The organism is Polaribacter sp. M10, assembly GCF_054968445.1.
On the sequence record NZ_JBSSBG010000016.1, the window covers coordinates 60,364 to 82,420 of the forward strand.

Annotated in this window: 23 protein-coding genes; 10 read left to right on the forward strand and 13 right to left on the reverse strand. The window is 30.2% G+C overall.

Annotated elements, in window-relative coordinates; genetic code table 11:
* The first annotated feature begins 278 nt into the window (after nt 1-278).
* The 9 genes from ACWYN7_RS13580 to ACWYN7_RS13620 all read left to right on the forward strand — a co-directional run bounded on the left by ACWYN7_RS13580 (nt 279) and on the right by ACWYN7_RS13620 (nt 7,883).
* Nucleotides 279-1,166 (forward strand): metallophosphoesterase, encoded by an 888-nt coding sequence (locus tag ACWYN7_RS13580; RefSeq protein ID WP_462860517.1) that lies wholly within the window; start codon nt 279-281, stop codon nt 1,164-1,166.
* A complete protein-coding gene (locus tag ACWYN7_RS13585) occupies nt 1,167-1,700 on the forward strand; it encodes a hypothetical protein (protein ID WP_462860518.1) in 534 nt (177 codons plus the stop codon).
* Between the two features lie 51 nt (nt 1,701-1,751).
* Nucleotides 1,752-3,038 (forward strand): NAD(P)/FAD-dependent oxidoreductase, encoded by a 1,287-nt coding sequence (locus ACWYN7_RS13590; RefSeq protein ID WP_462860519.1) that lies wholly within the window; start codon nt 1,752-1,754, stop codon nt 3,036-3,038.
* A gap of 7 nt (nt 3,039-3,045) precedes the next feature.
* Nucleotides 3,046-3,345 carry a hypothetical protein gene (locus ACWYN7_RS13595; RefSeq protein ID WP_462860520.1) on the forward strand — a complete coding sequence of 100 codons (300 nt, stop codon included), beginning with the start codon at nt 3,046-3,048 and terminating at the stop codon, nt 3,343-3,345.
* A gap of 1 nt (nt 3,346) precedes the next feature.
* Nucleotides 3,347-3,706, forward strand: coding sequence for a hypothetical protein (locus ACWYN7_RS13600; RefSeq protein WP_462860521.1), 360 nt, complete (start codon nt 3,347-3,349; stop codon nt 3,704-3,706).
* A 94-nt stretch (nt 3,707-3,800) separates the two neighbouring features.
* Nucleotides 3,801-5,957: a TonB-dependent receptor gene (locus ACWYN7_RS13605; protein WP_462860522.1), complete on the forward strand. Its 2,157-nt coding sequence runs from the start codon at nt 3,801-3,803 to the stop codon at nt 5,955-5,957.
* A gap of 251 nt (nt 5,958-6,208) precedes the next feature.
* Nucleotides 6,209-6,631 carry a DUF2141 domain-containing protein gene (locus ACWYN7_RS13610; protein WP_462860523.1) on the forward strand — a complete coding sequence of 141 codons (423 nt, stop codon included), beginning with the start codon at nt 6,209-6,211 and terminating at the stop codon, nt 6,629-6,631.
* On the forward strand, nt 6,631-7,248 hold the full coding sequence (locus ACWYN7_RS13615) for a DUF2306 domain-containing protein (RefSeq protein WP_462860524.1): 618 nt from the start codon (nt 6,631-6,633) through the stop codon (nt 7,246-7,248). The genes ACWYN7_RS13610 and ACWYN7_RS13615 overlap by 1 nt, the downstream gene beginning before the upstream one ends.
* Nucleotides 7,249-7,259: 11 nt before the next feature.
* On the forward strand, nt 7,260-7,883 hold the full coding sequence (locus tag ACWYN7_RS13620) for a tetratricopeptide repeat protein (protein ID WP_462860525.1): 624 nt from the start codon (nt 7,260-7,262) through the stop codon (nt 7,881-7,883).
* 115 nt (nt 7,884-7,998) lie between these two features.
* Here ACWYN7_RS13620 and ACWYN7_RS13625 read toward each other — a convergent pair whose 3' ends face one another.
* The 12 genes from ACWYN7_RS13625 to ACWYN7_RS13680 form a co-directional block, all read right to left on the reverse strand.
* The gene (locus tag ACWYN7_RS13625; protein WP_462860526.1) at nt 7,999-9,084 is read right to left on the reverse strand and encodes an amidohydrolase family protein; all 1,086 of its coding nucleotides are present in this window, start codon (nt 9,082-9,084) and stop codon (nt 7,999-8,001) included.
* A gap of 37 nt (nt 9,085-9,121) precedes the next feature.
* Nucleotides 9,122-9,964 carry a metallophosphoesterase gene (locus tag ACWYN7_RS13630; protein ID WP_462860527.1) on the reverse strand — a complete coding sequence of 281 codons (843 nt, stop codon included), beginning with the start codon at nt 9,962-9,964 and terminating at the stop codon, nt 9,122-9,124.
* Nucleotides 9,965-10,495, reverse strand: coding sequence for a 3-hydroxyanthranilate 3,4-dioxygenase (locus ACWYN7_RS13635; RefSeq protein WP_462860551.1), 531 nt, complete (start codon nt 10,493-10,495; stop codon nt 9,965-9,967).
* A 149-nt stretch (nt 10,496-10,644) separates the two neighbouring features.
* Nucleotides 10,645-11,421: an SDR family oxidoreductase gene (locus tag ACWYN7_RS13640; protein ID WP_462860528.1), complete on the reverse strand. Its 777-nt coding sequence runs from the start codon at nt 11,419-11,421 to the stop codon at nt 10,645-10,647.
* 2 nt (nt 11,422-11,423) lie between these two features.
* Nucleotides 11,424-11,642: a DUF6500 family protein gene (locus tag ACWYN7_RS13645; RefSeq protein WP_462860529.1), complete on the reverse strand. Its 219-nt coding sequence runs from the start codon at nt 11,640-11,642 to the stop codon at nt 11,424-11,426.
* Nucleotides 11,635-13,077 (reverse strand): aldehyde dehydrogenase, encoded by a 1,443-nt coding sequence (locus ACWYN7_RS13650; RefSeq protein WP_462860530.1) that lies wholly within the window; start codon nt 13,075-13,077, stop codon nt 11,635-11,637. The genes ACWYN7_RS13645 and ACWYN7_RS13650 overlap by 8 nt, the downstream gene beginning before the upstream one ends.
* 89 nt (nt 13,078-13,166) lie before the next feature.
* Entirely contained in the window at nt 13,167-13,571 is a 405-nt protein-coding gene (locus tag ACWYN7_RS13655; RefSeq protein WP_462860531.1) for a RidA family protein, read from the reverse strand.
* A 1-nt stretch (nt 13,572) separates the two neighbouring features.
* On the reverse strand, nt 13,573-14,094 hold the full coding sequence (locus ACWYN7_RS13660) for a DUF1697 domain-containing protein (RefSeq protein ID WP_462860532.1): 522 nt from the start codon (nt 14,092-14,094) through the stop codon (nt 13,573-13,575).
* A gap of 142 nt (nt 14,095-14,236) precedes the next feature.
* Nucleotides 14,237-15,661: an FAD-dependent oxidoreductase gene (locus tag ACWYN7_RS13665; protein WP_462860533.1), complete on the reverse strand. Its 1,425-nt coding sequence runs from the start codon at nt 15,659-15,661 to the stop codon at nt 14,237-14,239.
* Nucleotides 15,645-16,856, reverse strand: a complete 1,212-nt coding sequence (locus ACWYN7_RS13670) for a S41 family peptidase (protein ID WP_462860534.1) — start codon at nt 16,854-16,856, stop codon at nt 15,645-15,647. Before ACWYN7_RS13670 ends, ACWYN7_RS13665 begins: the two co-directional genes overlap by 17 nt.
* Complete coding sequence (gene kynU, locus ACWYN7_RS13675; protein WP_462860535.1) at nt 16,853-18,112, reverse strand: kynureninase; 1,260 nt, start codon at nt 18,110-18,112, stop codon at nt 16,853-16,855. The genes ACWYN7_RS13670 and kynU overlap by 4 nt, the downstream gene beginning before the upstream one ends.
* Nucleotides 18,113-18,168: 56 nt before the next feature.
* Nucleotides 18,169-18,972: a M23 family metallopeptidase gene (locus ACWYN7_RS13680; protein WP_462860536.1), complete on the reverse strand. Its 804-nt coding sequence runs from the start codon at nt 18,970-18,972 to the stop codon at nt 18,169-18,171.
* Between the two features lie 115 nt (nt 18,973-19,087).
* Between ACWYN7_RS13680 and ACWYN7_RS13685 the strand changes: the two genes are divergently transcribed.
* Nucleotides 19,088-20,290 carry a C40 family peptidase gene (locus tag ACWYN7_RS13685; protein WP_462860537.1) on the forward strand — a complete coding sequence of 401 codons (1,203 nt, stop codon included), beginning with the start codon at nt 19,088-19,090 and terminating at the stop codon, nt 20,288-20,290.
* Nucleotides 20,291-20,293: 3 nt separating this feature from the next.
* On the opposite strand, the gene ACWYN7_RS13690 is transcribed toward ACWYN7_RS13685, so the two are convergent.
* A complete protein-coding gene (locus tag ACWYN7_RS13690; RefSeq protein WP_462860538.1) occupies nt 20,294-22,021 on the reverse strand; it encodes a hydroxymethylglutaryl-CoA reductase, degradative in 1,728 nt (575 codons plus the stop codon).
* Nucleotides 22,022-22,057 lie beyond the last annotated feature (36 nt).

The following is a 22,057-nucleotide window of genomic DNA, read 5'->3' on the forward strand; positions in this document are numbered from 1 at the left end:
TATATTCGGAAACTATAACTTGTAGTTCGGAAACTAATACCAAAGAATTACTAATAAATTCTATAATTTAGCGTTAAAATTGAATATATAGATTTTTTGAATACACTATTGGGGGATAGTTTATTTAAAATAATAACCGGATTGTTTCTTAACAATTCGGTTTTTTTTTGTGTTTTAAATATATAAAATTAAAGTTTACCTTTCTAAATACGAAAACATTAGCATTAATTTGATAGCCGTGCTTATTCCAATATCTTTGTAGCAAACAAAACCAAATTATGAAAAAACTATTTTTATTTTTAGTTTTATTAACTATCGGATTCGCTTGTAAAAGTTCCAAAAATGAACCGTTTAAAATTGGTGTAATTTCAGATTGCCAATATTGTAATTGCGATGTAAAATGGGATCGATATTACAAAAAATCTCCACAAAGATTAAAAGAAGCTGTAGCAAAATTAAATAAAGATTCTTTAAGTTATACCATTCATTTGGGCGATTTTATAGATCAAAAAATGGCTAGTTTAGATAGTATTTTGCCCACTTGGAACAGTTTAAAATCGAACACTTATCACGTTTTAGGAAATCACGATTTTGATGTTGATGAGCTTAATAAAGAGAAGATTATTTCTAAACTAAACCTACAAAATAGATATTATAGTTTTATACAAAATGATTGGCGATTTATTATTTTAGATGGTAATGATTTAAGTTTTCATGGTGCAATTTCTTCGGATAAAAAACAGCAAACAGACTCACTTTTTAATCTATTAAAAAACAAAAATTTACCTTATGTAAAAAAATGGAACGGAGCTTTAAGCAATAAACAATTAGCTTGGATAAAATCTGAATTAGATTTAGCTACTAAAAAAAATCAAAAAGTTGGTTTTTATTGTCACTTTCCTATTTATCCTATAGACCAACATAATATCTGGAATAGAGAACAATTTTTATCGCTTATAAAACCTTATAAAAACGTAAAATTATTTTTTAATGGCCATAATCATGCAGGCGCATACGAGTTTGTAGATAATGTACATTACCTTACTTTTAAAGGTATGGTTGATACCGAAAACACCTCTGCTTTTGCAAAAGTGAAATTTAGCAAAGACACCGTTTTTGTTGAGGGTTTTGAAAGAGAACCTTCTAGAAAATTAGTGATTCAGTAAATGAATACATCAAAAAAATACAATTCAAAAAACTTTTTTAAACATACTTTTTGTGAGTTTCAACAAGTAGATAATTTTCATTTTCCAGAAAACACCAATTATAAAAGTAAATCTGAAAGCCTGTATTTTTATACTGATGAAGGAGTTTACAGAAAATCCAATCATTGGGGAAGAGTTGCCAATTGCAGATGGAAAATCATTGCTAATGATACTTACAAAAATCAAAAAACGATTATTGGTTTTGCAAAATGGTCAGATTTTCATCCTATAAATTCAACCGAAAAAAACTTTAGTATTGCTGTTAATTTCGATGATAAAACTGTAAAAATTCATCCAAAGAAAAAAGAAAATCAACAACATTTATTTAATTACTCTGAAGCTCAAAAGAGGGTAAAACAAATCAATCTTTTATTTAAAGATGATAAATGGGCAGCTTATTTTAATTTACCAATCAAAGATTTACGTTTTAAAATAATATCAGAATTTATTTCTTCTGATAAAGCATTACAAGAAATAAAAAGAAGTTTCAAATAAGAAATGATCGGTTTTCAGTAAATTTGTTTTTTTAAAATTCAAAATTCTACTATGAATATTCCACAATCAAGTTTTCCTAGAGTCGTAATTATTGGTGGTGGTTTTGCAGGTTTGGCAGCAGCAAAAGGTTTAGAAAAACAAGAACTGCAAGTAGTTTTAATAGACAAACACAATTATCATACTTTTCAGCCTCTTCTTTATCAAGTTGCAACAGGTGGTTTAGAGCCAGATTCTATAGCATTTCCGTTAAGAAAACGTTTTAATGATGTAGAGAATTTTTACTTTAGATTAGCAAATGTTATCAAAATTAACCCTGATAAAAACGAAATTGAAACGTCTATAGGTAATCTAGATTATGATGAACTAATTATTGCAACAGGTTCTACAACCAACTTTTTTGGAAACAAAAACATCCAAAAAAACACCATGGAAATGAAATCTGTGCCACAATCTTTAAACATTAGAAGTCTAATTTTAGAAAATTTTGAAGAAGCACTTTTAACGTCAAACTTAGAAGAAAGAAAAGCCTTAATGAATTTTGTAATTGTGGGTGGTGGACCAACTGGAGTTGAGTTAGCTGGTGCTTTAGCAGAAATGAAAAAAGGAATTTTACCTAAAGATTATCCTGATTTAGATATTAGGCAAATGAACATTAATCTGATACAAAGTTCTGGAGAAATCTTAAAAGGGATGAGCGCAAAAGCTTCTGAAAAAGCCGAAGATTTCTTGATAAAATTAGGCGTTAATGTTTGGAAAAATTTACGTGTTTTAGATTATGATGGTAAAATTGTAACCACTAATGGCGAAGATCATTTTAGAGCAGAAACTGTTATTTGGGCAGCTGGTGTTAAAGGAGAAATGGTAGAGGGTTTACAAGCGGAATGTGTAATTGAAAGAGCAGCTAGAGTAAAAGTAAACGAATTTAATCAGGTTGTAAATCACCCAAATATTTATGCCACAGGCGATGTTGCTTGTATGGTTTCTAAAGAAAATCCTTATGGACATCCAATGATGGCACAACCTGCTATTCAGCAAGGTAAATTAGTGGCAAAAAATATCTTAGCAAAACTTTTTAATAAAAAACAAAAAGCATTTGTTTATAATGATAAAGGTTCAATGGCAACCATAGGACGTAATAAAGCTGTTGTAGATTTGCCAAAATGGAAATTTCAAGGAGTTTTTGCATGGTTTGTTTGGATGTTTGTGCATCTTTTTTCTTTAATTGGTTTTAGAAATAGAGCCATCGTATTTTTAAATTGGGTGTACAATTACATTCGTTTTGATAGAGAAACTCGATTAATTATTCGTCCTTATAAAAAGAAAAATAAATTAAGTTAAAAAAATTATGAGACGCATAAAATGCCCAAATTGTGGAGTTTTTAATACCAATAAAGACTATTGTGAAAATTGTGGTCATTTAATCTCATATCAGAAAAAAAGGGAAATTAAAGTAGAAGAAGTTAAGCAAAAGCGAATTAATGAAGCTAAGCACGAAATAGAAAATCCTAATTTAGCTGAACGTTTAAAAAAACATCCTAATTTATTTTTTAAAGCTGTTGGTTGGGTATTATATTCTGTAATTACTGTGGTAAGTGCTATTGGTGCTGGTTTAGCTTGGTTTATTGCAATGGTTGCAGCTGGTTAACATGAATAAAAAATTATCTATTTATTGCATTTCATCAATTCTTTTAGGTATTACCACTTATCTTTTTCAATATTTTAATATTTCTTTACCCAAAATCATTAATAATTATTTGAATGATTTTTTAATTATACCTATTGTACTTTATCTAAGTTTGTACTTTTTAAGATGGTCTAGAAATAATCCAAATTTCACTTTAAAAATCTCCATAATTCTATACATCTGTTGTATGTATAGTGTTTTATTCGAATTTGTTTTTCCTAAATATTTACCAAGATATACTAAAGATTATCTAGACATCCTTTTATATTTTTCTGGCGGATTTATCTTTTATATTTTACAAAATAATCCAGAGAAAAGATAACTACAATTCATCAATCAAAAACTACAACTCAGTATTTCTTTTTATTTTTTAACGTTTTATCAGAACATCTTTGTAGCATAAAAAATGAAATATGATGAAACGAATTTTATGCTTATTATTAACCATAACTCAATTTTCTTTATTTGCCCAAACCACAATATCTGGTAAAGTTACAGACACCAAAAAACAACCAATTTTAGGCGCAAGTGTATATTTAGAAGGCACTTACGATGGAACATCAACCAACGAAAAAGGTGAATTTTCTTTTACAACAGAAGAAATTGGTACACAAACCTTAGTCATTTCTTTTGTTTCTTTTGAAACTTTTGTAAAAATAGATGATGTTTCTACATTCAAAAACTTACAAATAAAATTAAGAGACGATGTAAATGCTTTAGATGCAGTAACTATAAACGCAGGTACTTTTAAAGCTGATGAAAAAGCAAAAGTAACCGTTTTAAAACCTTTAGATATTGTTACAACAGCAAGTGCTGTTGGCGATGTTTTAGGAGCTTTACAAACCTTACCAGGAACTTCTGCAGCAGCAGAAGATGGTCGTCTTTTTGTTAGAGGTGGTAATGCAGAAGAAACGCAAATTTTTATAGATGGTGTTCGTGTGTTTACACCTTACAGCCCAACACCAAACAACACTCCAACTCGTGGACGTTATTCTCCTTTTTTATTCAAAGGAATTACCTTTTCTACAGGTGGTTATTCTGCTGAATATGGGCAAGCTTTATCTGGTGTTTTAGATTTAACAACCATAGACAAACCAGACCAAGAAAAAACAGACATTTCTTTAATGACATTGGGTGTTGGTGTGGGTAACACACAAATTTGGGATAACAATTCTTTAAGTATAAATACGTCTTACATAAATCTTGGTCCTTATACAGCTGCATTTCCAGATAGAAATCATTGGCTAAAACCTTACCAAGCTGCAAGTGGAGAAGCTGTTTACAGACACAATTTTAAAGATGATTCTATGTTAAAAGTATATGGCGCTTTTAGCTATACAGATTTGGATGTTATTCAAGAGGATATTAATTTCGAAGACGGATTTCGATTTGGCCTACAAAACAGAAACCTCTACATAAATAGTACCTACAAGAATAAATTTGGCAACAATTGGAAAATAGAAAGTGGTATAAGTTTTACCAATGATCATTCTACCGTAAAAATTATAGATGATGTTGCAAACAACACAGAAAACTCGGCACATTTTAAAGTAAAAATAAGAAAACAATTTTCTAGCAGATTTAGAATTGCCTTTGGTTCTGAATATTTTATTACCAATTTTAACGAAGATTACACACCTATCAACAATCAAAAATTTGAGTATGGTTTCAATAACAATCTATTTGCTTCTTTTGCAGAAACAGATGTCTTTTTCTCTAAAAATTTAGCCGCAAAAATTGGTGTTAGAGCAGAAAATTCTGATTTACTAAACGAGTTTACAATAGCACCAAGAGCGTCTTTATCTTATAAAACTGGTAAAAATTCGCAATTATCATTGGCTTATGGTCTGTTTTATCAAAATCCTGGCAATAATTATTTAAAGTTTCATCAAGATTTTAAAGCAGAAAATACTTCGCATTTAATTGCCAATTATCAACATACAAAAAAGAATCAAATCTTTAGAATTGAAGCCTATTATAAAGACTATAAAGATTTGGTAAAGTACGATTCAGAAATAGCTAGTTTCGATTCTAATTTTTCAAATAACGGATCTGCCTATGCCAAAGGAATTGATATTTTTTGGAGACAAAATCAAAAAATTAAAAACACAGATTATTGGGTTTCTTACTCATTCCTAGACACAAAAAGAGATTACAGAAACTACACAACCTCAGCAACACCCAATTTTGCATCTGCACATAATTTATCGATTGTGGGTAAACATTGGGTAGAAAAATGGCAAAGTCAATTAGGCATTACTTACAATTTTGCATCTGGTAGAACCTACACAAACCCAAATGAGCCCGGTTTTTTAAACAAAAAAACTAAAAATTACAATTCCGTGAGTTTAAACTGGGCGTATTTAATAGACCAACAAAAGATTTTGTATTTCTCTGTAAACAACGCTTTAGGTACCAAAAATGTTTTTGGCTACAATTATAAAAACACACCAAATACCAATGGAAATTTCGATAGGCAAGCCATTGTACCCAATGCAGACAGCTTCTTTTTTGTAGGCTTTTTCTGGACCATTAGCGATGATAAAAAATCGAATCAGTTAGATAATTTATAATATTTTTAGAAGCTATTTCCTGCTTTTCGCACTCGCTTTTTTTCTGAAAAAGAAAAAAGAGCTCAAACAAATGCTTCAATCAGGGCTAAACCTATTTATCAACAAATGGCAGAATTGTTAATATAGTACTATTAAAGAACCTTAATAACAGTTCAGAAACAAAAAATTACAATTCGGTATGTTTCTTGTTTATTTAAAGCAAAAACATCAGATATTTGAATCATCAATCAAAAACAATAAAAAATAACATTATGAAAAAACTAATCCTAATCATCGTTTTTATCTTTAGCGGAATTTCATCAACAATTGCACAAGAAGAAACCTTTGATTTAACAGTTAACATATCAGAATTAAATTCTGACAAAGGAACTTTAATGGTTGCTGTTTACAACAAAAAAGAAGATTTCTTAAAAAAACAATTTAAAGGAAATCTGGCAAAAATTAAAAACAAAAAATCTGTGGTAGTTTTTAAAAATCTACCAAAAGGAGAATATGCAGTTTCTTTTGTACACGACGAAAATGACAATAAAAAAATGGACACCAATTTTCTAGGAATACCAAAAGAAGATTATGGATGCTCTAACAACGCAACAGGTTTTATGGGCCCTCCAAAATACGATGACGCAAAGTTTCATTTAGCTGAAAACAAAACAATAGCCTTAAAAGTAAACTAATGCTACTTAAAAAAACATCTTTTTATTTAATTGCTTTATGTGGGGTTTTAATAGGCTTATATCCTTTTGCATATTTTATAGTTCCTGATAGAAAATTCGGATTATTGGCAAGTAAATCCGCAGAACTTTTAGCCAACAATCTTTGGAACATTATGTTTTACACACATATTGTTTTAGGCGGAATTGCATTACTTATAGGATGGTTGCAATTCAACAAAAAATTAAGATTAAAAAACATTAAACTTCACAGAATAATTGGTAAATTCTATGTGATTTCTGTTTTATTAAGTGCTATTTCTGGTTTCTACATTGGCTTACACGCAACTGGAGGAATTAGTCCCAAACTAGGATTTACTACAATGGCTTTAGTTTGGTTCTTTACAACTTTTTTTGGGTTTACGAGTATTACAAAAGGTAATGTAACTAAACATCAAAAACTAATGATTTACAGTTATGCAGCATGTTTTTCTGCTGTTACATTAAGAATTTGGTTACCAATTCTATCAAATTTTTTAGGCGAATTTTTACCTGCATACAGAATTGTAGCTTGGTTATCTTGGGTTCCTAATATTATTGTAGCCTACTTTATTATTAAATATCAATTTAAAACAACTTAAACTTTTACATCATGAAAAAATTTACAATTATCATCGCAATTTTTATTGCGACAGGGATTTCTGCGCAAACAAAATATCAAAAAGGAATGCAAAAAGCATTCGATTTATGGAACCAAAATAAATTAACAGAAGCATCGCAATTATTTGAGCGTATTTCTAAAGCTGAACCAGAAAATTGGTTACCTGCTTATTATGCAGCAACTGTAGAAATTATAAGCAGTTTTGGGGTAAAAGATGAAACTGTTTTAACTGCAAAATTAACCAAAGCTCAAGAGTTTTTAGATGCAGCAAAATCAAATTCAGAAAATAATCCAGAACTTATCATCACTCAAGCTTTATTAAATTTAGGATATATTGCTTTTGATGGTCAAAAATATGGAATGACACTTTCTGGAAAAAACAATATGTTATATGCTAAGGCTTTAGAAATTGCGCCAAATAACCCAAGAGTAATTTTAGGAAAAGCAGAATGGGAAATGGGTGCTGCTAAATTCTTTGGTAAATCTACAAAACCTTATTGCGATGCTATAAAAAGAGCAATTGAATTAGGAAAAGCTGAAAAAGTAGAGCAAGAGTTTTATCCTAAATTTCAACTAAAAAGAGCTGAAGAAGTTTTACAAAAATGTGAGGGATAGTTTAGTATACAGTAGGCAGTTAGCAGTTAGCAGTTAGCAGTAATTTAAGAACTGTCAACTGCTGACTGCTGACTGTAGACTGTAGACTGTAGACTGTAGACTGAGAACTATAATACTAACTAAGAATTTTATCAATTAAATTTTGTTTTGCAACTTCATCATCACCAAAAAGCCATTGCAATACATTATCTTCCCAAATCTGACCTTTTTCTACTTCAGAAATTATATTTTTTTCGATAGCTAGATCTAAAATTTTACCAGGATAAGAAGATTGTTTATCACTTTCCATTTCTCCTAAAGGATAAGGATCATCTAAGCCCATTAACACTTGTTTGGTTCCTTGTCTTTGTAACATCAATTTTAATGAATCTGTATCGTGTACTAAAGTATCAAAAAAGATATTTTTATGCCCCACAGCTTTTCTAGGATGGTATTTACCTTCAAACAAATCGGGTCTGCCATCAAAACCTTGAATTCTTCTTCCTAAGTTCATTTGTGCCAATTGACCTCCGTGCGCAAAACAAGTTCTAATATTTTTAAAACGTTCTTGCATTCCGTTTAACGTATAAAAATGATAAGCATCTCCACATTGTGCCAGCATCCAAATTAAATGAAAACGCCAATTGGTATTTTCTAATTTTATCATTTTATCTCCATCATAAGGATGAATTTCAATGGCCAATTTATATTGATCTGCCAATTCAAAAATTCGATCATTTTCTTTATCAAAAACACATCTCCATTGTCCAATAGAATCCATAAAATGTGTTGGCAAACAAAGTACTTTTAAATCTAATTCTTCTACACAACGTTTAATTTCGTCTAGAGCACCATAAATAAAACCAGGATGAACCACAAAACCACAAGTAAATTTACTTGGATGATTTTTTTGAATTTTAGCATTAAAATCGTTCTGAAAACGCAAGGCTTTTTTCATTTCTTCTAAACGCAAACCATTACCATATAACTGAGAAAGATTCAGCACAACAGCATGATCTAGTTTATTTCTTTCCATCCATTTTAGCTTTTCATCTAAAAAGAAACTAGAGTCTGTTACAGGTCTTTTCCAGCCTTTTTGCAACATGTGTTTTCGTTCATCATCTACCCAAAAAATTTCTTTTTCCTTCATAAACTGAGGAATTTCTTCTGGATAAGGCAACAAATGCGAATGTCCGTTAATGCGTAATTTTCTTTTTGACATTTTTAATTTAAAATTAAATTATTGAAAAAGTAATTATTTATGCTTGTTCTAATTCGAATATGGTAATTTCTGGTCTTACGTTAAATCTTACTTGTCTTAAACACCCCAAAGCTCTATTAATGTATAATGTTCTACCATCTTCTAAATCTATTTTACCTGCTGAATATCTCTCGTTTTCTACTGGTAAAATTGGTGGTGGTAAAAAAGGTGGTTTTACTTGACCTCCATGTGTATGACCAGATAAAATCCAACTATTATAACCATTCCAAACATCTAAATCACAAACATCTGGGTTATGACACAATGCTACATAAGGTTGGTTTACATCAAAATTTTTGGTTGCTTCTTTCGGATAAAAATTAGTGCTCCAATAATCATCGACACCAATAAAATTTAACCCTTGGTAACTAGTTTTACTATTTCTTAGCACATCTATGTTATGTTCTTTTAAAACAGAAATTACATTTTGTGCAACATTTTCTTCTGACCAATTTTTACCATAATCGTGATTCCCTAAAACCCCTACAGTGCCATATTTACCTGTAACTACGTGTTTTAAAACTGCCCTTAATTGGGTAAATTGCTCTTCGCTTTCGTAGTCGATAAAATCTCCAGTATAAACCACAAAATCTGGATTTAACTTTTGTGCTTTTTTAAAAGAGTCTATTAAGTAATTATAATCAAAACGATTACCTACATGAATATCGCTAATTTGCATTAATTTTTTACCAACCAAATGTTCTGGTAAATTTTTGATTGGCATTTTTAGGTTTACAAATTCTAGCCAAAATGGTTCTAATTGCCAAGAATAAAAACCTGTAAATAGGCTGAGCCCTAAAACAGAATACATACTTTTTTTTAAAAAAGCTTTTCTATTCATTTATTTTATTTTTTGCGGTTTTTGCATTATCGTTCCACAATTACTACAAGTACATTTTTCTTTATCAGAATAAAATTTATCGAAAATAACAGGCATATCTGTTTCTATATTATCGAGTTTAAACTCTTCTCTATACAATTGGTTTCCACAGTTTTCGCAATACCATTCTAAAGCATCTAACATACCTTCTGAACGTGGATATTCAATTACCAAACCTACTGTATTTTCTTTTCTTTGTGGTGAATGTGGTACTTTACCTGGCAGTAAATAAATATCGCCTTCATTAATTTCTACATCAATCTGTTTGCCTTTATCGTCTATGATTTTTAAAATCATATTGCCTTCTAATTGATAGAAAAATTCTGGTGTTTCGTTATAATGATAATCTTTTCTATTATTTGGCCCACCAACAACCATAACAATATATTCGCCATTATCCCAAACTTGTTTGTTACCTACTGGAGGTTTTAATAAATGACGATGTTCATCTATCCATTTTTTAAAATTTATTGGTTGTACTAGATTCATAATAAGCCCATCCTTAACCTTCCCAAAAGGAAGGAACTCCAATCTGGGTGGGAATTGGAATTCTTGATTAATATTTTTTTTAAATTTCAATTACTAATGTAATTATTTTTCAGAACTTAATTCCTTTCCCTTTGGAAGGGTTAGGGATAGGCTTACAAACTTTTTGTTCTTCCACCATCTACAGGCACGTTAATTCCGTTAATATAACTTGCTTTTTCACTAGCCAAAAACACAATAGCATTTGCAATTTCTTCTGGTTTTGCAAAACGTTTTGCTGGTGAAGCATTCATCATAATTTCTGCTACTTTTTCTACTGCTAAGCCAGTTTTTTCTGCTTTATTTTTAATGATTTCGTTTAAACGTTCTGTATTCGTGGCTCCTGGTAAAACATTATTTACGGTTATCCCAAATTCGCCCAACTCATTTGCCATGGTTTTAGACCAACTTGCAACTGCTCCACGAATTGTATTACTAACTCCTAAACCCTCTAAAGGTTGTTTTACTGAGGTAGAAATTACATTAATTACTCTACCAAAACATTGCGTTTTCATAAATGGAGCCACAGTTTGTACTAAAATATGATTGCATTTTAAATGTTGGGTAAATGCTCTTTCGAACTCACAAATTTCTGCATTAAAAATTGGACCTCCTGCAGGACCTCCTGTATTATTAACCAAAATATGAAACTGTAAACTTGATGTTTCTAACACTTTTTTTAACTCATCTGGCTGCGAAAAATCTGCAACTAAATAATTATGTTTTTGGTCTGAATTTGGCAATTCTGCTAAAACTGATTGCAATTTATCTTCGTTTCTGGCTAACAATGTGATATTTGCACCCTCTGCTGCTAATAAAATTGCAGCTGCTTTACCTATGCCTTGTGTGCTACCACAAATTAATGCGTTTTTGTTTTTAAGTTCTAAATTCATATTTATAAATTTTTCTGAATCATACTTTTAATCTTAATTGCCTTTTCAAAATGATCTAATTGATGTGTTTCTATCCACCAAGTGGCAACTTGCATTAATAATTTTGGATTATCGTTTTTATTTTTGAAAAAAGCATAAAAAGACAAACCAACATTTTCTCCTTTTTTGGCAATTTTATCATTACAAACTTGGATGATTTTTTCTTTGATTTCTTTATTCATAAGCGATACAAACATTCTTAGGTTCTGTAAAAAAACGTAAGGCTTCAAAACCTCCTTCTCTACCTATTCCACTATTTTTAACTCCACCAAAAGGGGTTCTTAAATCTCTTAACAACCAAGTATTTACCCAAATAATGCCTGTTTGTAATTGTTTTGAAAATTGCATGGTTCTGTTTAAATTGTTTGTCCAAAGCATTGCTGCTAAACCATATTTGGTATCGTTGGCTAAAGTTAAGGCTTCTTTATCGGTTTTGAATGAAATTAATGTTACTACTGGACCAAAAATTTCTTCTTGATTTAGTTTGCATTTATTGTCTGTAACTTCAATAATTGTAGGTTGTAAATAGTAACCGCTTTCAGCACCTTTTACCACTACTTTTTTACCACCAAAAATTATTTTAGCGTCCTCTTTTTCCGCACTATCTATGTAACTTTTTACTTTTTCTAAATGTTCTTTGGATACTAAAGCGCCTAAATCTGTATTTTCTTCTGATGGATGACCAATTTTTAACTCAGATACTTTTTTGATAAAATCTGTTTTAAACTTTTCATAGATTTTCTCTTCAACTAAAATTCGACTGCCACAAAAACAAATTTGCCCTTGATTGGCAAATGAAGCACGAACAGTGGTTGCTAACATTTTATCATAATCGCAATCTGCAAATATGATATTTGGGTTTTTTCCACCTAATTCTAAAGATACTTTCTTGAACATTGGTGCTGCAATTTTAGCAATATGCACTCCTGTTTTTGTACCTCCTGTAAACGAAATTGCTTTGATGTTTGAGTGTTCTACAATTGCTTGACCTGTAGTTGCCCCTATACCATGAACAATATTTAAAACTCCTTTTGGTAGGCCAGCTTCGTTACAAATTTCGCCCAATAAAAAAGCTGTCATTGGTGTAACTTCACTTGGTTTTGCAACTACGCAATTGCCTGCTGCAATAGCTGGAGCAATTTTCCAAGTGAATAAATAGAGTGGTAAATTCCAAGGAGAAATACAGCCCACTACTCCAATTGGTTGTCGCAATGTAAAATTAATGGCATTTAACCCCACACTTTCATGAGCTTCAGTAGAAAACTGTGTAATAGCATTTGCATAAAATTGAAAATTACTTGCTGCTCTTGGTATATCTACTTGTTTTGCTAGACTTATTGGCTTTCCATTATCTTTAGATTCTGCTGCTGCTAAAAATTCTATTTTTTCTAAAATTAACTCTGCTATGTTAGATAATATTTTACTTCTTTCTTCTAAGGTAGAATTACTCCATTTTGGAAAGGCTTTTGCTGCAGCTTGGTAAGCTTTTTCTACATCATCTTTTGATGAATTTGGTGTTTGAGAATATATTTCTCCATTTGAAGGATTATAGTTATCAATCCAATCATTTAAAGTTGGATTTATAAATTTACCATTGATATAGTTTTGAATTTTCATTTCATTAAAAGATTAAAGAAAAAAGAAGAGAGAAAAAGACCACTGCAATCTTTATTATAGACGCTCTATTCTTTATTATTAATATTCAATTATTCTTTTTTATAAGCTGTTACCTTAATCTCAACAACCAAATCTGGATGTGGCAATTGATGCACAGCAACTGTGGTTCTTGTTGGACCAGTTTCTTTGTCAAAAAATTCTGCATAGGCTTTGTTGTACTCTGCAAAATCGTTCATATTTACTAAAAACGAAGAAACATCAACTACATCTTTTATGCTTGCACCAACAGTTTTTAAATTTTTATCGATGTTTTCTAAAACAGCTTTAGTTTGTATATAAGCATCTATTTTTTTAGTTCCCATTTCATCAATAATATCAACGCCTGCAATGGTGTTATCTGCTCTTCTTGAGCTTGTTCCTGAAACAAAAATAAAATCTCCCACAACTTTTACGTGTGGATATTCGCCTCTTGGTGTTACTTTTTTTTCTGACATATTATTTTTTTGATAACTCTAGCAATTTTAAAGTGGTTCTTAAATTCCTTGTTGTTGCTATTGCTTTTAACTTTTTCTCAATAGTATTATTCGTTAGTTTTGTTTTTGCAAAACCTGAAGGACAATATAAATACACAACATCATTAACAATTTTGTACTGATCTTCGCCTATACTTTTAATATCTAGAATTGTTTCTTCTGATGATTGCTCTAAAAAAGTAAAAGCAACTATTTTTTCGTTTTCTGTTGAAAACGGATAATTGTTAATCGCTTTTTCCCATTCTGGAATTGTTCTTGCAATTACAGGAACATCAAAACCAAATTTATCTTTAATTCCTATTTTTATTGTTTTACAAGTTACTGATTTTGTTTTACTTGATTCTAAAATAACATTTCCACTTTGAATGTAAGTTTGTACATTTTTATAGTTCAACTCGTTTAACATGTCTCGCAATTCTGCCATTGGTAATTTATTTTTACCTGAAACATTTATTCCGCGAAGTAAAACAATGTATCTTTTCATTTGATGTATAAACTTTCTTTGTGTTTCTGTTAGTACTAACCTTGGTTAATCAGTTTAGCCCTGATTGAGGCTTTGTTGGAGCTCCTTGAAAAGAGCGACTGCCGAAAGCAGGAAATAGCTACAAAAAACAAAAATTTATAAACTACAAACCTGCAATTTTATCTTCTTCTAATATTTTATCTGTTTCGTGAATTACTTTGTCTAAAATAATTCTAAGTTCTTCTTTCGTCATATTTAAATGGGTGTGTACTTCATTATCTACAATTAAATTTAACAAGGCTTTGTCTTGAGCTCTACCTCTTTTCATAGCCTCAAAATACCCAATATTTTCATTAAAAGTGACTAAAGAATATTTGGAAAAATATTGATTTGGAAACATTTTTTCTAAGTCCATTTCAATTTTTCTTTTTTCTTTAAACAACGGATTTGCTACATGATCTCTCATCTCGTAAAAGTTGTCAATAGCTAAATCTGCAATGGCATCTGTGTCTTTTTTTCTATTTTTTTGATAAGCTTTAAACACATCTTTCCAAGTATTTGTTGCTGAATTACTCTCAAATTCATTTAGAATTTTATCGAACACAAAAACATCTTCGAAAGAAGCATTCATACCTTGGCCGTAAAAAGGAACAATGGCATGAGCTGCATCACCCATTAATAAAGTTTTGCTCAAATAAGACCAAGGACTGCATTTTATAGTACCTAACGCACCAGTTGGATTGCTCGAAAATTCCTTTTTTATGTTTGGTATTAAAGCCAATGCATCTGGAAATTCTTCCTCAAAAAAGCTTGTTATTTTTTCTTCGGATGTTAAATTTTCGAAATTGAATTTGCCTTGATTATAACTTAAAAAGAGTGTTACTGTAAAACTGCCATCCATATTTGGCAATGCAATTAACATATAATCGCCTCTTGGCCAAATGTGCAAATGATCTTTGCTAATTTGGTGTTTGCCTAAATTGTCTGCAGGAATTTCTAACTCCTTATACCCATGATTTAAATAGTTTTGCGAATAACTAAACAAAAATTTACGTTCAGAAATATAACTCTTTCTTAAGGCAGAACCTGCACCATCTGCACCAAAAATAACATCGGCTTTTACAAAAAATTTCTTCTTGGTTGTATAGTCTTTAAAATGAGCAAGCGTATTTTCTATATCTACTTTTTTACAAGCACAGTTAAAATAAATATTCACATTTTCATGCTTTTCTGCTTCGTCTAACAAAATTGCATTTAAATCTCCCCTAGAAATTGAGTTAATGTACTCACCTTCTCTACCAGAATAATTTGATGCAAACGTATTGCCTTCTTTATCATGCATTAATCTGCCATACATGGGTATGCTAATTTCTTTGGCTTTTTCTTCCATGCCACATAAACGTAACGCTTTTAAACCTCTGTCTGATAATGCCAAATTTATAGATCTACCAACAGAAATATCTACTTTTCTTAAATCTGGTCTGCTTTCGTACAAATCTATTTTATAGCCTCTTTGTGCTAATCTTAAAGCGAGTAAAGAACCACACAATCCTGCTCCTATAATCAGTATTTTATCTTGTTTTTTCATTGATTAATTCTAATGCTTTTGTATATGTTTCTTTATAACTTTCTGTTATAACATCTGTTGTAAATTGTTCTCTTGGCACACCATTTATATTGTATAATTTTTCGAAAGGATAACAAAATCTAATGCCAGAATTCTGCAATTGTTTGCACTTAATAGCGCCTAATAATTGCGCCATTGTTGTACCTACAACAGTTACATTATCTATATTAGAAAACCCTTGTGCAATAGCTTCTCCCACACTTCCTGTCCATTTACTTACCAAAACATATACTGGTTTTAGGTACGGCTTTTGAAGTGGAGATAAGATTTCTATATATTTTCTTTTGATACCAAATTCTCTTTCTAAACCTACTCTTTCGTGAATTTGGTAAGGCATTTCTTGTTTTATAAACTTACCCATAATAGATTTTGCTACATCTGTATTACCTCCGTTTGCAGTATTTCTTAAATCGATAATTAAAGCATTTGTGTTTTGTAAAGTGTCTATTATTTTCGGAAATTGTTTGATAACATTATTATTTCCTAAAGAATTATTAAAAAACACATAACCAATATTATTGTGCAATCTTTTATAATCTATTAGGTTAGCTGCTTCTTTTTTCAATTTTGGCTTTGGCAATGTTAACGTAATTTCTTTTTTATTGCGTACTATTTTGATTTTTCTTGGTTGATTATGTTTGCCTGCAAAAATTAAATTGGCAAAATATTCTTTTACTTTATGGTCTGGATTTTCTATTGATACTGGCAAATTCATCTGTACAACATCAGCAAAAGAAACATCATTTATAGCAACAATTTCATCTCCAATTTTGATATTAAAATTGGTTATTGTATAATTTTCTCTAAGATCTGAAATATAATATTTATTGTTTTTTACTGATACAAAAGCATCCACATCATTAGGAATTAATCGAAATGAAAAAGTAAGATTTTTATTTAATGTAAAATGCGCATCATAAAGTTCGTGTTTCATTAACTCAATTAAATAAGTAAACTCCCAATCTTCTTTTATCGATTTTAAGCGTTTGCCATAAACATCTTTTACCTTTTGCCAGTTGGTTTGTTTTACATCAAAATAAGCATATTCCATTTTAATGGTTTCCCAAAAATAATTGAAATCTGATTGGTACTTGTTTTGAGAAAAAACAAAAACAGCATGCAGCAAAGTATAAATTAAAATGATGTTTTTTTTCATAAAATGCCTTTTAAAATTTCTACCATTTTATAAACATCTTCAAAAGAATTGTACATTGGTGTTGGCGCACAACGTATTACATCTGGCTCTCGCCAATCTGTAATAATATTTTTTGCTGTTAATTTTTGATGCAAGCTTTTATCTGCATTTTTAACTTGAATGGATAATTGACAACCTCTTTCTTTCGGATTATTTGGTGTAATAATCTTGATGCTATCTGCCCCAATTTCATTGATTAAAAACTCGAAATAACCTGTTAATTTTTCTGATTTTTCTCGTAGACTTTCCATCCCAACTTCATCAAACAAATCTAATGATGCTTTTATGGCTGCCATAGATAAAATTGGTGGATTACTCAATTGCCATCCTTCTGCACCTTCCATAACATCAAAAGGCATTCGCATGTTAAAACGAGTGGTTTTGTTGTGGTTCCACCAACCTGAAAAACGTGGTAAATCTTTATTTTTGGCGTGTTTTTCGTGAACAAATAAACCTGCTAAGCTTCCTGGACCTGAATTTAAATATTTGTAGGTACACCAAGCAGCAAAATCTACACCTGAATCGTGTAAATTGGGTTGAATATTTCCTGCTCCATGAGCTAAATCAATGCCTACTACACAATTTTTAGAATGCCCTATTTCAGCAATTTTTTTAAGATCTAAATACTGACCTGTATAGTAATTTACGCCACCTATTAACAACAAAGCAATTTCATCACCATGTTTATTAACGATTTCTTCTAAATCATGAATATGTAATAATTCCTCTCCATTTCGTGGTTTCCATTCAATTATATCATCCTCAGAAAAACCGTGAAATTTTAATTGCGATTGTACAGCATATCTATCTGAAGGAAAAGCATCTGACTCAATTACAATTTTGTATTTTGATTTTGTAGGCCTGTAAAATGACACCATTAACAGATGTAAATTTGTGGTTAAGGTGTTCATTACCACAACTTCAATTGGTTTTGCTCCTACAATTTTTGCCATTTTTTCTGTTAAATATTCATGATAATTTAACCACGGATTTTTAGCCTCAAAATGACCTTCTACACCTAAATTTGCCCAATCTTCTAATTCTTGATTGATGTATTCTTTTGTTGATTTTGGCTGTAAACCCAAAGAATTGCCTGTAAAATACAACCAATTGTTTCCGTTTTTGTCTTTCGGAATGTAAAATTGATTTCTTAAATGTGCTAGCGGATCTTCTTTATCTAATTGTTGGGCAAAAGCCAATGTGTTTTTGTAAATCATCAATAAAAAATAGGATTGTTCTCAAATATAAAAAATCTAAAATTAGAATATTAATTTTAATCCAAATAATAAAGTCCTTCCCTTCTTAAAACAACTGGTACTCCATCTTCATAAAATTGAAATTTAGTTTCATAAAATTTTCTTTTACTCAATATTTGAGTGTAAACGCAAAAATGTAAATGAGGACCAGAAGACCAACCAATATTACCACTTTTTGCAATAAGCTGACCTTTTAATACCTGTTGCCCCACTTTTACTTGAGCAGAATTTGTATCTATGTGTGCATAATCTGAAAACGATCCGTCTTTGTGATAAATAATAATTACGTTATTAAATTTAGCACATTCTTTTTTGTAACAAGTTTTGGTATTCTTATCTACTACTTTAACCACAACCCCTTCTCTAGCTGCATAAATTGGAGTGCCAATAGGTAAAGAAAAATCTAATGCTCTTTCTCTGATATGTGTTCTTTTACCAAAATAACCTTGAGAAATTTTAAAAGAATTTGTTGTTTTAAAAGGCAAAGTATAAACATAACTTGTGTCTATTTTTAAAGCTGGATTTCCATAATTAAATTTTGATTGATAACTGAAACCATATTTACCATTTTTAATCAATTTTAATTCAGAAATAAAATTTCTTTCAGATCTTGGTGGAATTACAAAAATCTTATGGTTACCCATAGAAGAACTCATGTTTTTCAGAGTAAAATCAATTTTTACTGCAACAGGACAATATTCTTGGTTATCTGCAAAAATTTGATAACCTCCTTTAATTTTATCGTTATAAATTTTTAACTTTATTTGGCTGTAACTTTTTATAGAAATTACAAATAGAACTAATACATAGATTTTTTTCATAGATTATTTTTCAATAAGTTTTAGTAACTAAAATATGGTTTAAAAATAAGTTTTCTGGAGTTGAAATCCATTTTTTGAGATAATATTTTTTGTATTTTCGCTAAAAATCAGAAAAATGAAAAATATACAATTCTTACTTTTTTCACTTTGTTTTATAATTCTTTCTTGTTCAGAAAATTCGAATTTAGTAAATGAATTACAAAATATTCATTCTACCATAAAAAAAGAATTTGCACCAGACAAACGTGTTGAATTGTTTGATATTCATTTTGAACAAACAGACAATCAACTCATTATAGAAGGAGAAACTACCTCGAAAAAAGCGTATACTTTTTTGTTGGATAGTTTACAAAATAGAAACTTAAAATTCATTAACAATATTCGTGTTTTACCAGATACTGCTGTTGGAGATTTAAAATATGCTGTAGCTCGAAATTCTGTAATTAACATTCGTTCTCAACCCAAACATTCTGCAGAATTAGGCACACAAGGTTTATTAGGAATGCCTTTAAAAGTATTAGATAAAAAAGGCGATTTTTATAGAGTTCAAACTCCTGATAAATATATTTCTTGGGTTGATAAAGGCGGAATTACAAGAATGAACAAAGTTGTTTTTGATAAATGGAACACATCAAAAAAAATAACTTTTACCCAAAACTTTGGCTATGTATATGCCGATTCTAATTTTAAAGAAATTGTTTCAGATATTACTTTAGGAGGCAGTTTAAAAATACTGAAAGAAGATAAAGAATTTTATAAAGTAGTTTATCCTGATAAAAGAATTGGCTTTGTTAAAATTGATGAAGCTTCTATTAGAGATCTTTGGCAAGAAAAACTCTATAATTTTTCTAATGCTGTACAAACAAGTCAACAAGAAAACATAGAATTAGAAGCCAAAAAAATGTTGGGTTTTCCTTATTTATGGGGTGGTACGTCTAGTAAAGGTATAGACTGTAGTGGATTTACAAAAATGGTGTATTTAATGAATGGTTTTATCATTCCTAGAGATGCTTCTCAACAAATAAATGCCGGTAAAATTGTAGATAAAAAATTAAAATTTGAAGGTTTAGAAAAAGGTGATTTATTGTTTTTTGGCAAAAAGTCAACATCAAATACAAAACAACGTGTAACACATGTTGGTATTTGGTTAGGCAATGGAAAACAAGAATTTATTCATGCTTCAGGTAATGTGCACATTTCTTCTATGGATGTTAATGAACCCAATTATGATGATTTTAATAAAAACAGATACTTAGGCAGCAGAAGATATTTAGGTAATGAAAACCAAAATTTTATCAACCAAAAATTTAAGCATTAAATTTTACAATAAATTGAATTGTTTAAAGTGATGCGTAAAATGTTTTACGTGAAATTTTTTCCAATACTCGAAATCTAATTCACCGAAAAACGGATGATTTTCTGTTTTAGCAGTTTTAAAATGATGTTTAAAATCAGTTATTTGTTTAACTAAATCAGCTATCGCTTCTGAAATAGAATTAAATTTTTCTGGAGTTGGTTCGTCAGACAAGATTGCTGCTCTAAAACCAATATGCAATTCGCCATCTGTATCTAAAAATGGTTTTCTTCTGGCCGTTTTTTCATCAGAAACATAATAATCTGCATCAATTTTTCCGTTAGAAATTTGCATCAACAAACTTAAATGCTCAATAACTTGTTGCCCATTCATTTTACCAAAAACAGGTTTTGTTGTTCTTGTTAAACCACTTAATTTATCAGAAATTTCATCTATATTTAAAAAATCTACCCAATTTATTTTCGGTTTTCTTAATTGATTAAATTGAGTAACCACAGCAGAATGAGAAACAGTTCTGGTTTCGAAATATTTGGTAATTTCTTCTTTTTCTTGCTCATTTGCACCCAATTGATTTAGAATGTTTTGCAAGTGCATTTTCATGTGTCCATGCTGAATTCCTTTGGTGGTTAATGCTCTTAAAGCTGCAAAATTTTGCGCTAAACCTGCTGCTGCCATAATTTGCATTAAAGTTCTTGCAGATGGTTTTTGCAACATTTCTAAAGACATTTTAGCCATAGGATGCAAAGCTGTTAAACCACCAACTGTACCTAATGCTAAAGGAATTTCTATCCAAAACTTAAAAATGCCATCATCTATAGAACAATGAGACAAACTAGAATAAGAACCGTTTCTAGAAGCATAAGCATGTGCACCAGCTTCTACTGCTCTAAAATCGTTACCAGTTGCTAAAACTACAGCATCAATTCCGTTCATAATTCCCTTGTTATGCGTAACTGCTCTATAAGGTTCAACTTCTGCTATTTGTACAGCTTGATAAAATTTTTCTGCAAATTTTTGCGGATTTTCTCCTCCTAATTCTTCAATTTTACAACTCACTTCTGCCCTAACCAAACACTCAGGCACATAATTAGACAAAATGCTCATTACAATTTCGATATCATCTTTCTCAAACTTTTTAGCAATTGCTTCTAAACAAGAATTAATAAAGTTTGCACCCATTGAATCTTTAGTTTCGAAAGTTACGTGCAATTGATAATAGTTGGCAAGCTTATCAGTTTTATCAATCAATTTTATATCTAAAATTCCTCCACCTCTTTTCTTCATATTTTTGGTGATGGAAGCAGTTGCTGCAAACAATTCAGTTTTATTTTGATTAAAATAAGTTTCTAAATCATTTTTTTTGCCAGCAAACATAAAATGAACCTGACCAATTTTTGTTGTAGAAATTACAGTCGTTTTAAAACCACCTCTTGTGCTCCAAAATTTACCTACTAAAGACGCTGCAGCCACCACAGAACTTTCTTCTACAACCATAGGAATAACGTAGGTTCTATCATTAATTACAAAGTTAGGCGCAACTCCATAAGGCATGTAAAAATTAGAAATTGTGTTTTCTATAAAATCGTCGTGTAAATCTTGTAAATCAGTATCAACATTCCAATATTGCTTGATAATATTTACAGTTTCTGTTTGATTGTGAAAGTAGTTTTTAGTTAACCAATCAATTTTTTCTTCTTTGGTAAACTTCGAAAAACCAGATATAATTTTACTCATTTAAATATCTATAAGCTATAAAGAACAAATATAATT

Coding starts and splice junctions, on each gene's coding strand:
- ACWYN7_RS13615 (WP_462860524.1), top strand. CDS start 6,631: ATGCTACTTAAAAAAACATCTTTTTATTTAATTGCTTTATGTGGGGTT.
- ACWYN7_RS13585 (WP_462860518.1), top strand. CDS start 1,167: ATGAATACATCAAAAAAATACAATTCAAAAAACTTTTTTAAACATACT.
- ACWYN7_RS13595 (WP_462860520.1), top strand. CDS start 3,046: ATGAGACGCATAAAATGCCCAAATTGTGGAGTTTTTAATACCAATAAA.
- ACWYN7_RS13680 (WP_462860536.1), bottom strand. CDS start 18,972: ATGAAAAAAATCTATGTATTAGTTCTATTTGTAATTTCTATAAAAAGT.
- ACWYN7_RS13620 (WP_462860525.1), top strand. CDS start 7,260: ATGAAAAAATTTACAATTATCATCGCAATTTTTATTGCGACAGGGATT.
- ACWYN7_RS13610 (WP_462860523.1), top strand. CDS start 6,209: ATGAAAAAACTAATCCTAATCATCGTTTTTATCTTTAGCGGAATTTCA.
- ACWYN7_RS13690 (WP_462860538.1), bottom strand. CDS start 22,021: ATGAGTAAAATTATATCTGGTTTTTCGAAGTTTACCAAAGAAGAAAAA.
- ACWYN7_RS13650 (WP_462860530.1), bottom strand. CDS start 13,077: ATGAAAATTCAAAACTATATCAATGGTAAATTTATAAATCCAACTTTA.
- ACWYN7_RS13580 (WP_462860517.1), top strand. CDS start 279: ATGAAAAAACTATTTTTATTTTTAGTTTTATTAACTATCGGATTCGCT.
- ACWYN7_RS13625 (WP_462860526.1), bottom strand. CDS start 9,084: ATGTCAAAAAGAAAATTACGCATTAACGGACATTCGCATTTGTTGCCT.
- ACWYN7_RS13665 (WP_462860533.1), bottom strand. CDS start 15,661: ATGAAAAAACAAGATAAAATACTGATTATAGGAGCAGGATTGTGTGGT.
- ACWYN7_RS13590 (WP_462860519.1), top strand. CDS start 1,752: ATGAATATTCCACAATCAAGTTTTCCTAGAGTCGTAATTATTGGTGGT.
- ACWYN7_RS13685 (WP_462860537.1), top strand. CDS start 19,088: ATGAAAAATATACAATTCTTACTTTTTTCACTTTGTTTTATAATTCTT.
- ACWYN7_RS13600 (WP_462860521.1), top strand. CDS start 3,347: ATGAATAAAAAATTATCTATTTATTGCATTTCATCAATTCTTTTAGGT.
- ACWYN7_RS13660 (WP_462860532.1), bottom strand. CDS start 14,094: ATGAAAAGATACATTGTTTTACTTCGCGGAATAAATGTTTCAGGTAAA.
- ACWYN7_RS13645 (WP_462860529.1), bottom strand. CDS start 11,642: ATGAATAAAGAAATCAAAGAAAAAATCATCCAAGTTTGTAATGATAAA.
- kynU (WP_462860535.1), bottom strand. CDS start 18,112: ATGATTTACAAAAACACATTGGCTTTTGCCCAACAATTAGATAAAGAA.
- ACWYN7_RS13655 (WP_462860531.1), bottom strand. CDS start 13,571: ATGTCAGAAAAAAAAGTAACACCAAGAGGCGAATATCCACACGTAAAA.
- ACWYN7_RS13605 (WP_462860522.1), top strand. CDS start 3,801: ATGAAACGAATTTTATGCTTATTATTAACCATAACTCAATTTTCTTTA.
- ACWYN7_RS13640 (WP_462860528.1), bottom strand. CDS start 11,421: ATGAATTTAGAACTTAAAAACAAAAACGCATTAATTTGTGGTAGCACA.
- ACWYN7_RS13630 (WP_462860527.1), bottom strand. CDS start 9,964: ATGAATAGAAAAGCTTTTTTAAAAAAAAGTATGTATTCTGTTTTAGGG.
- ACWYN7_RS13670 (WP_462860534.1), bottom strand. CDS start 16,856: ATGAAAAAAAACATCATTTTAATTTATACTTTGCTGCATGCTGTTTTT.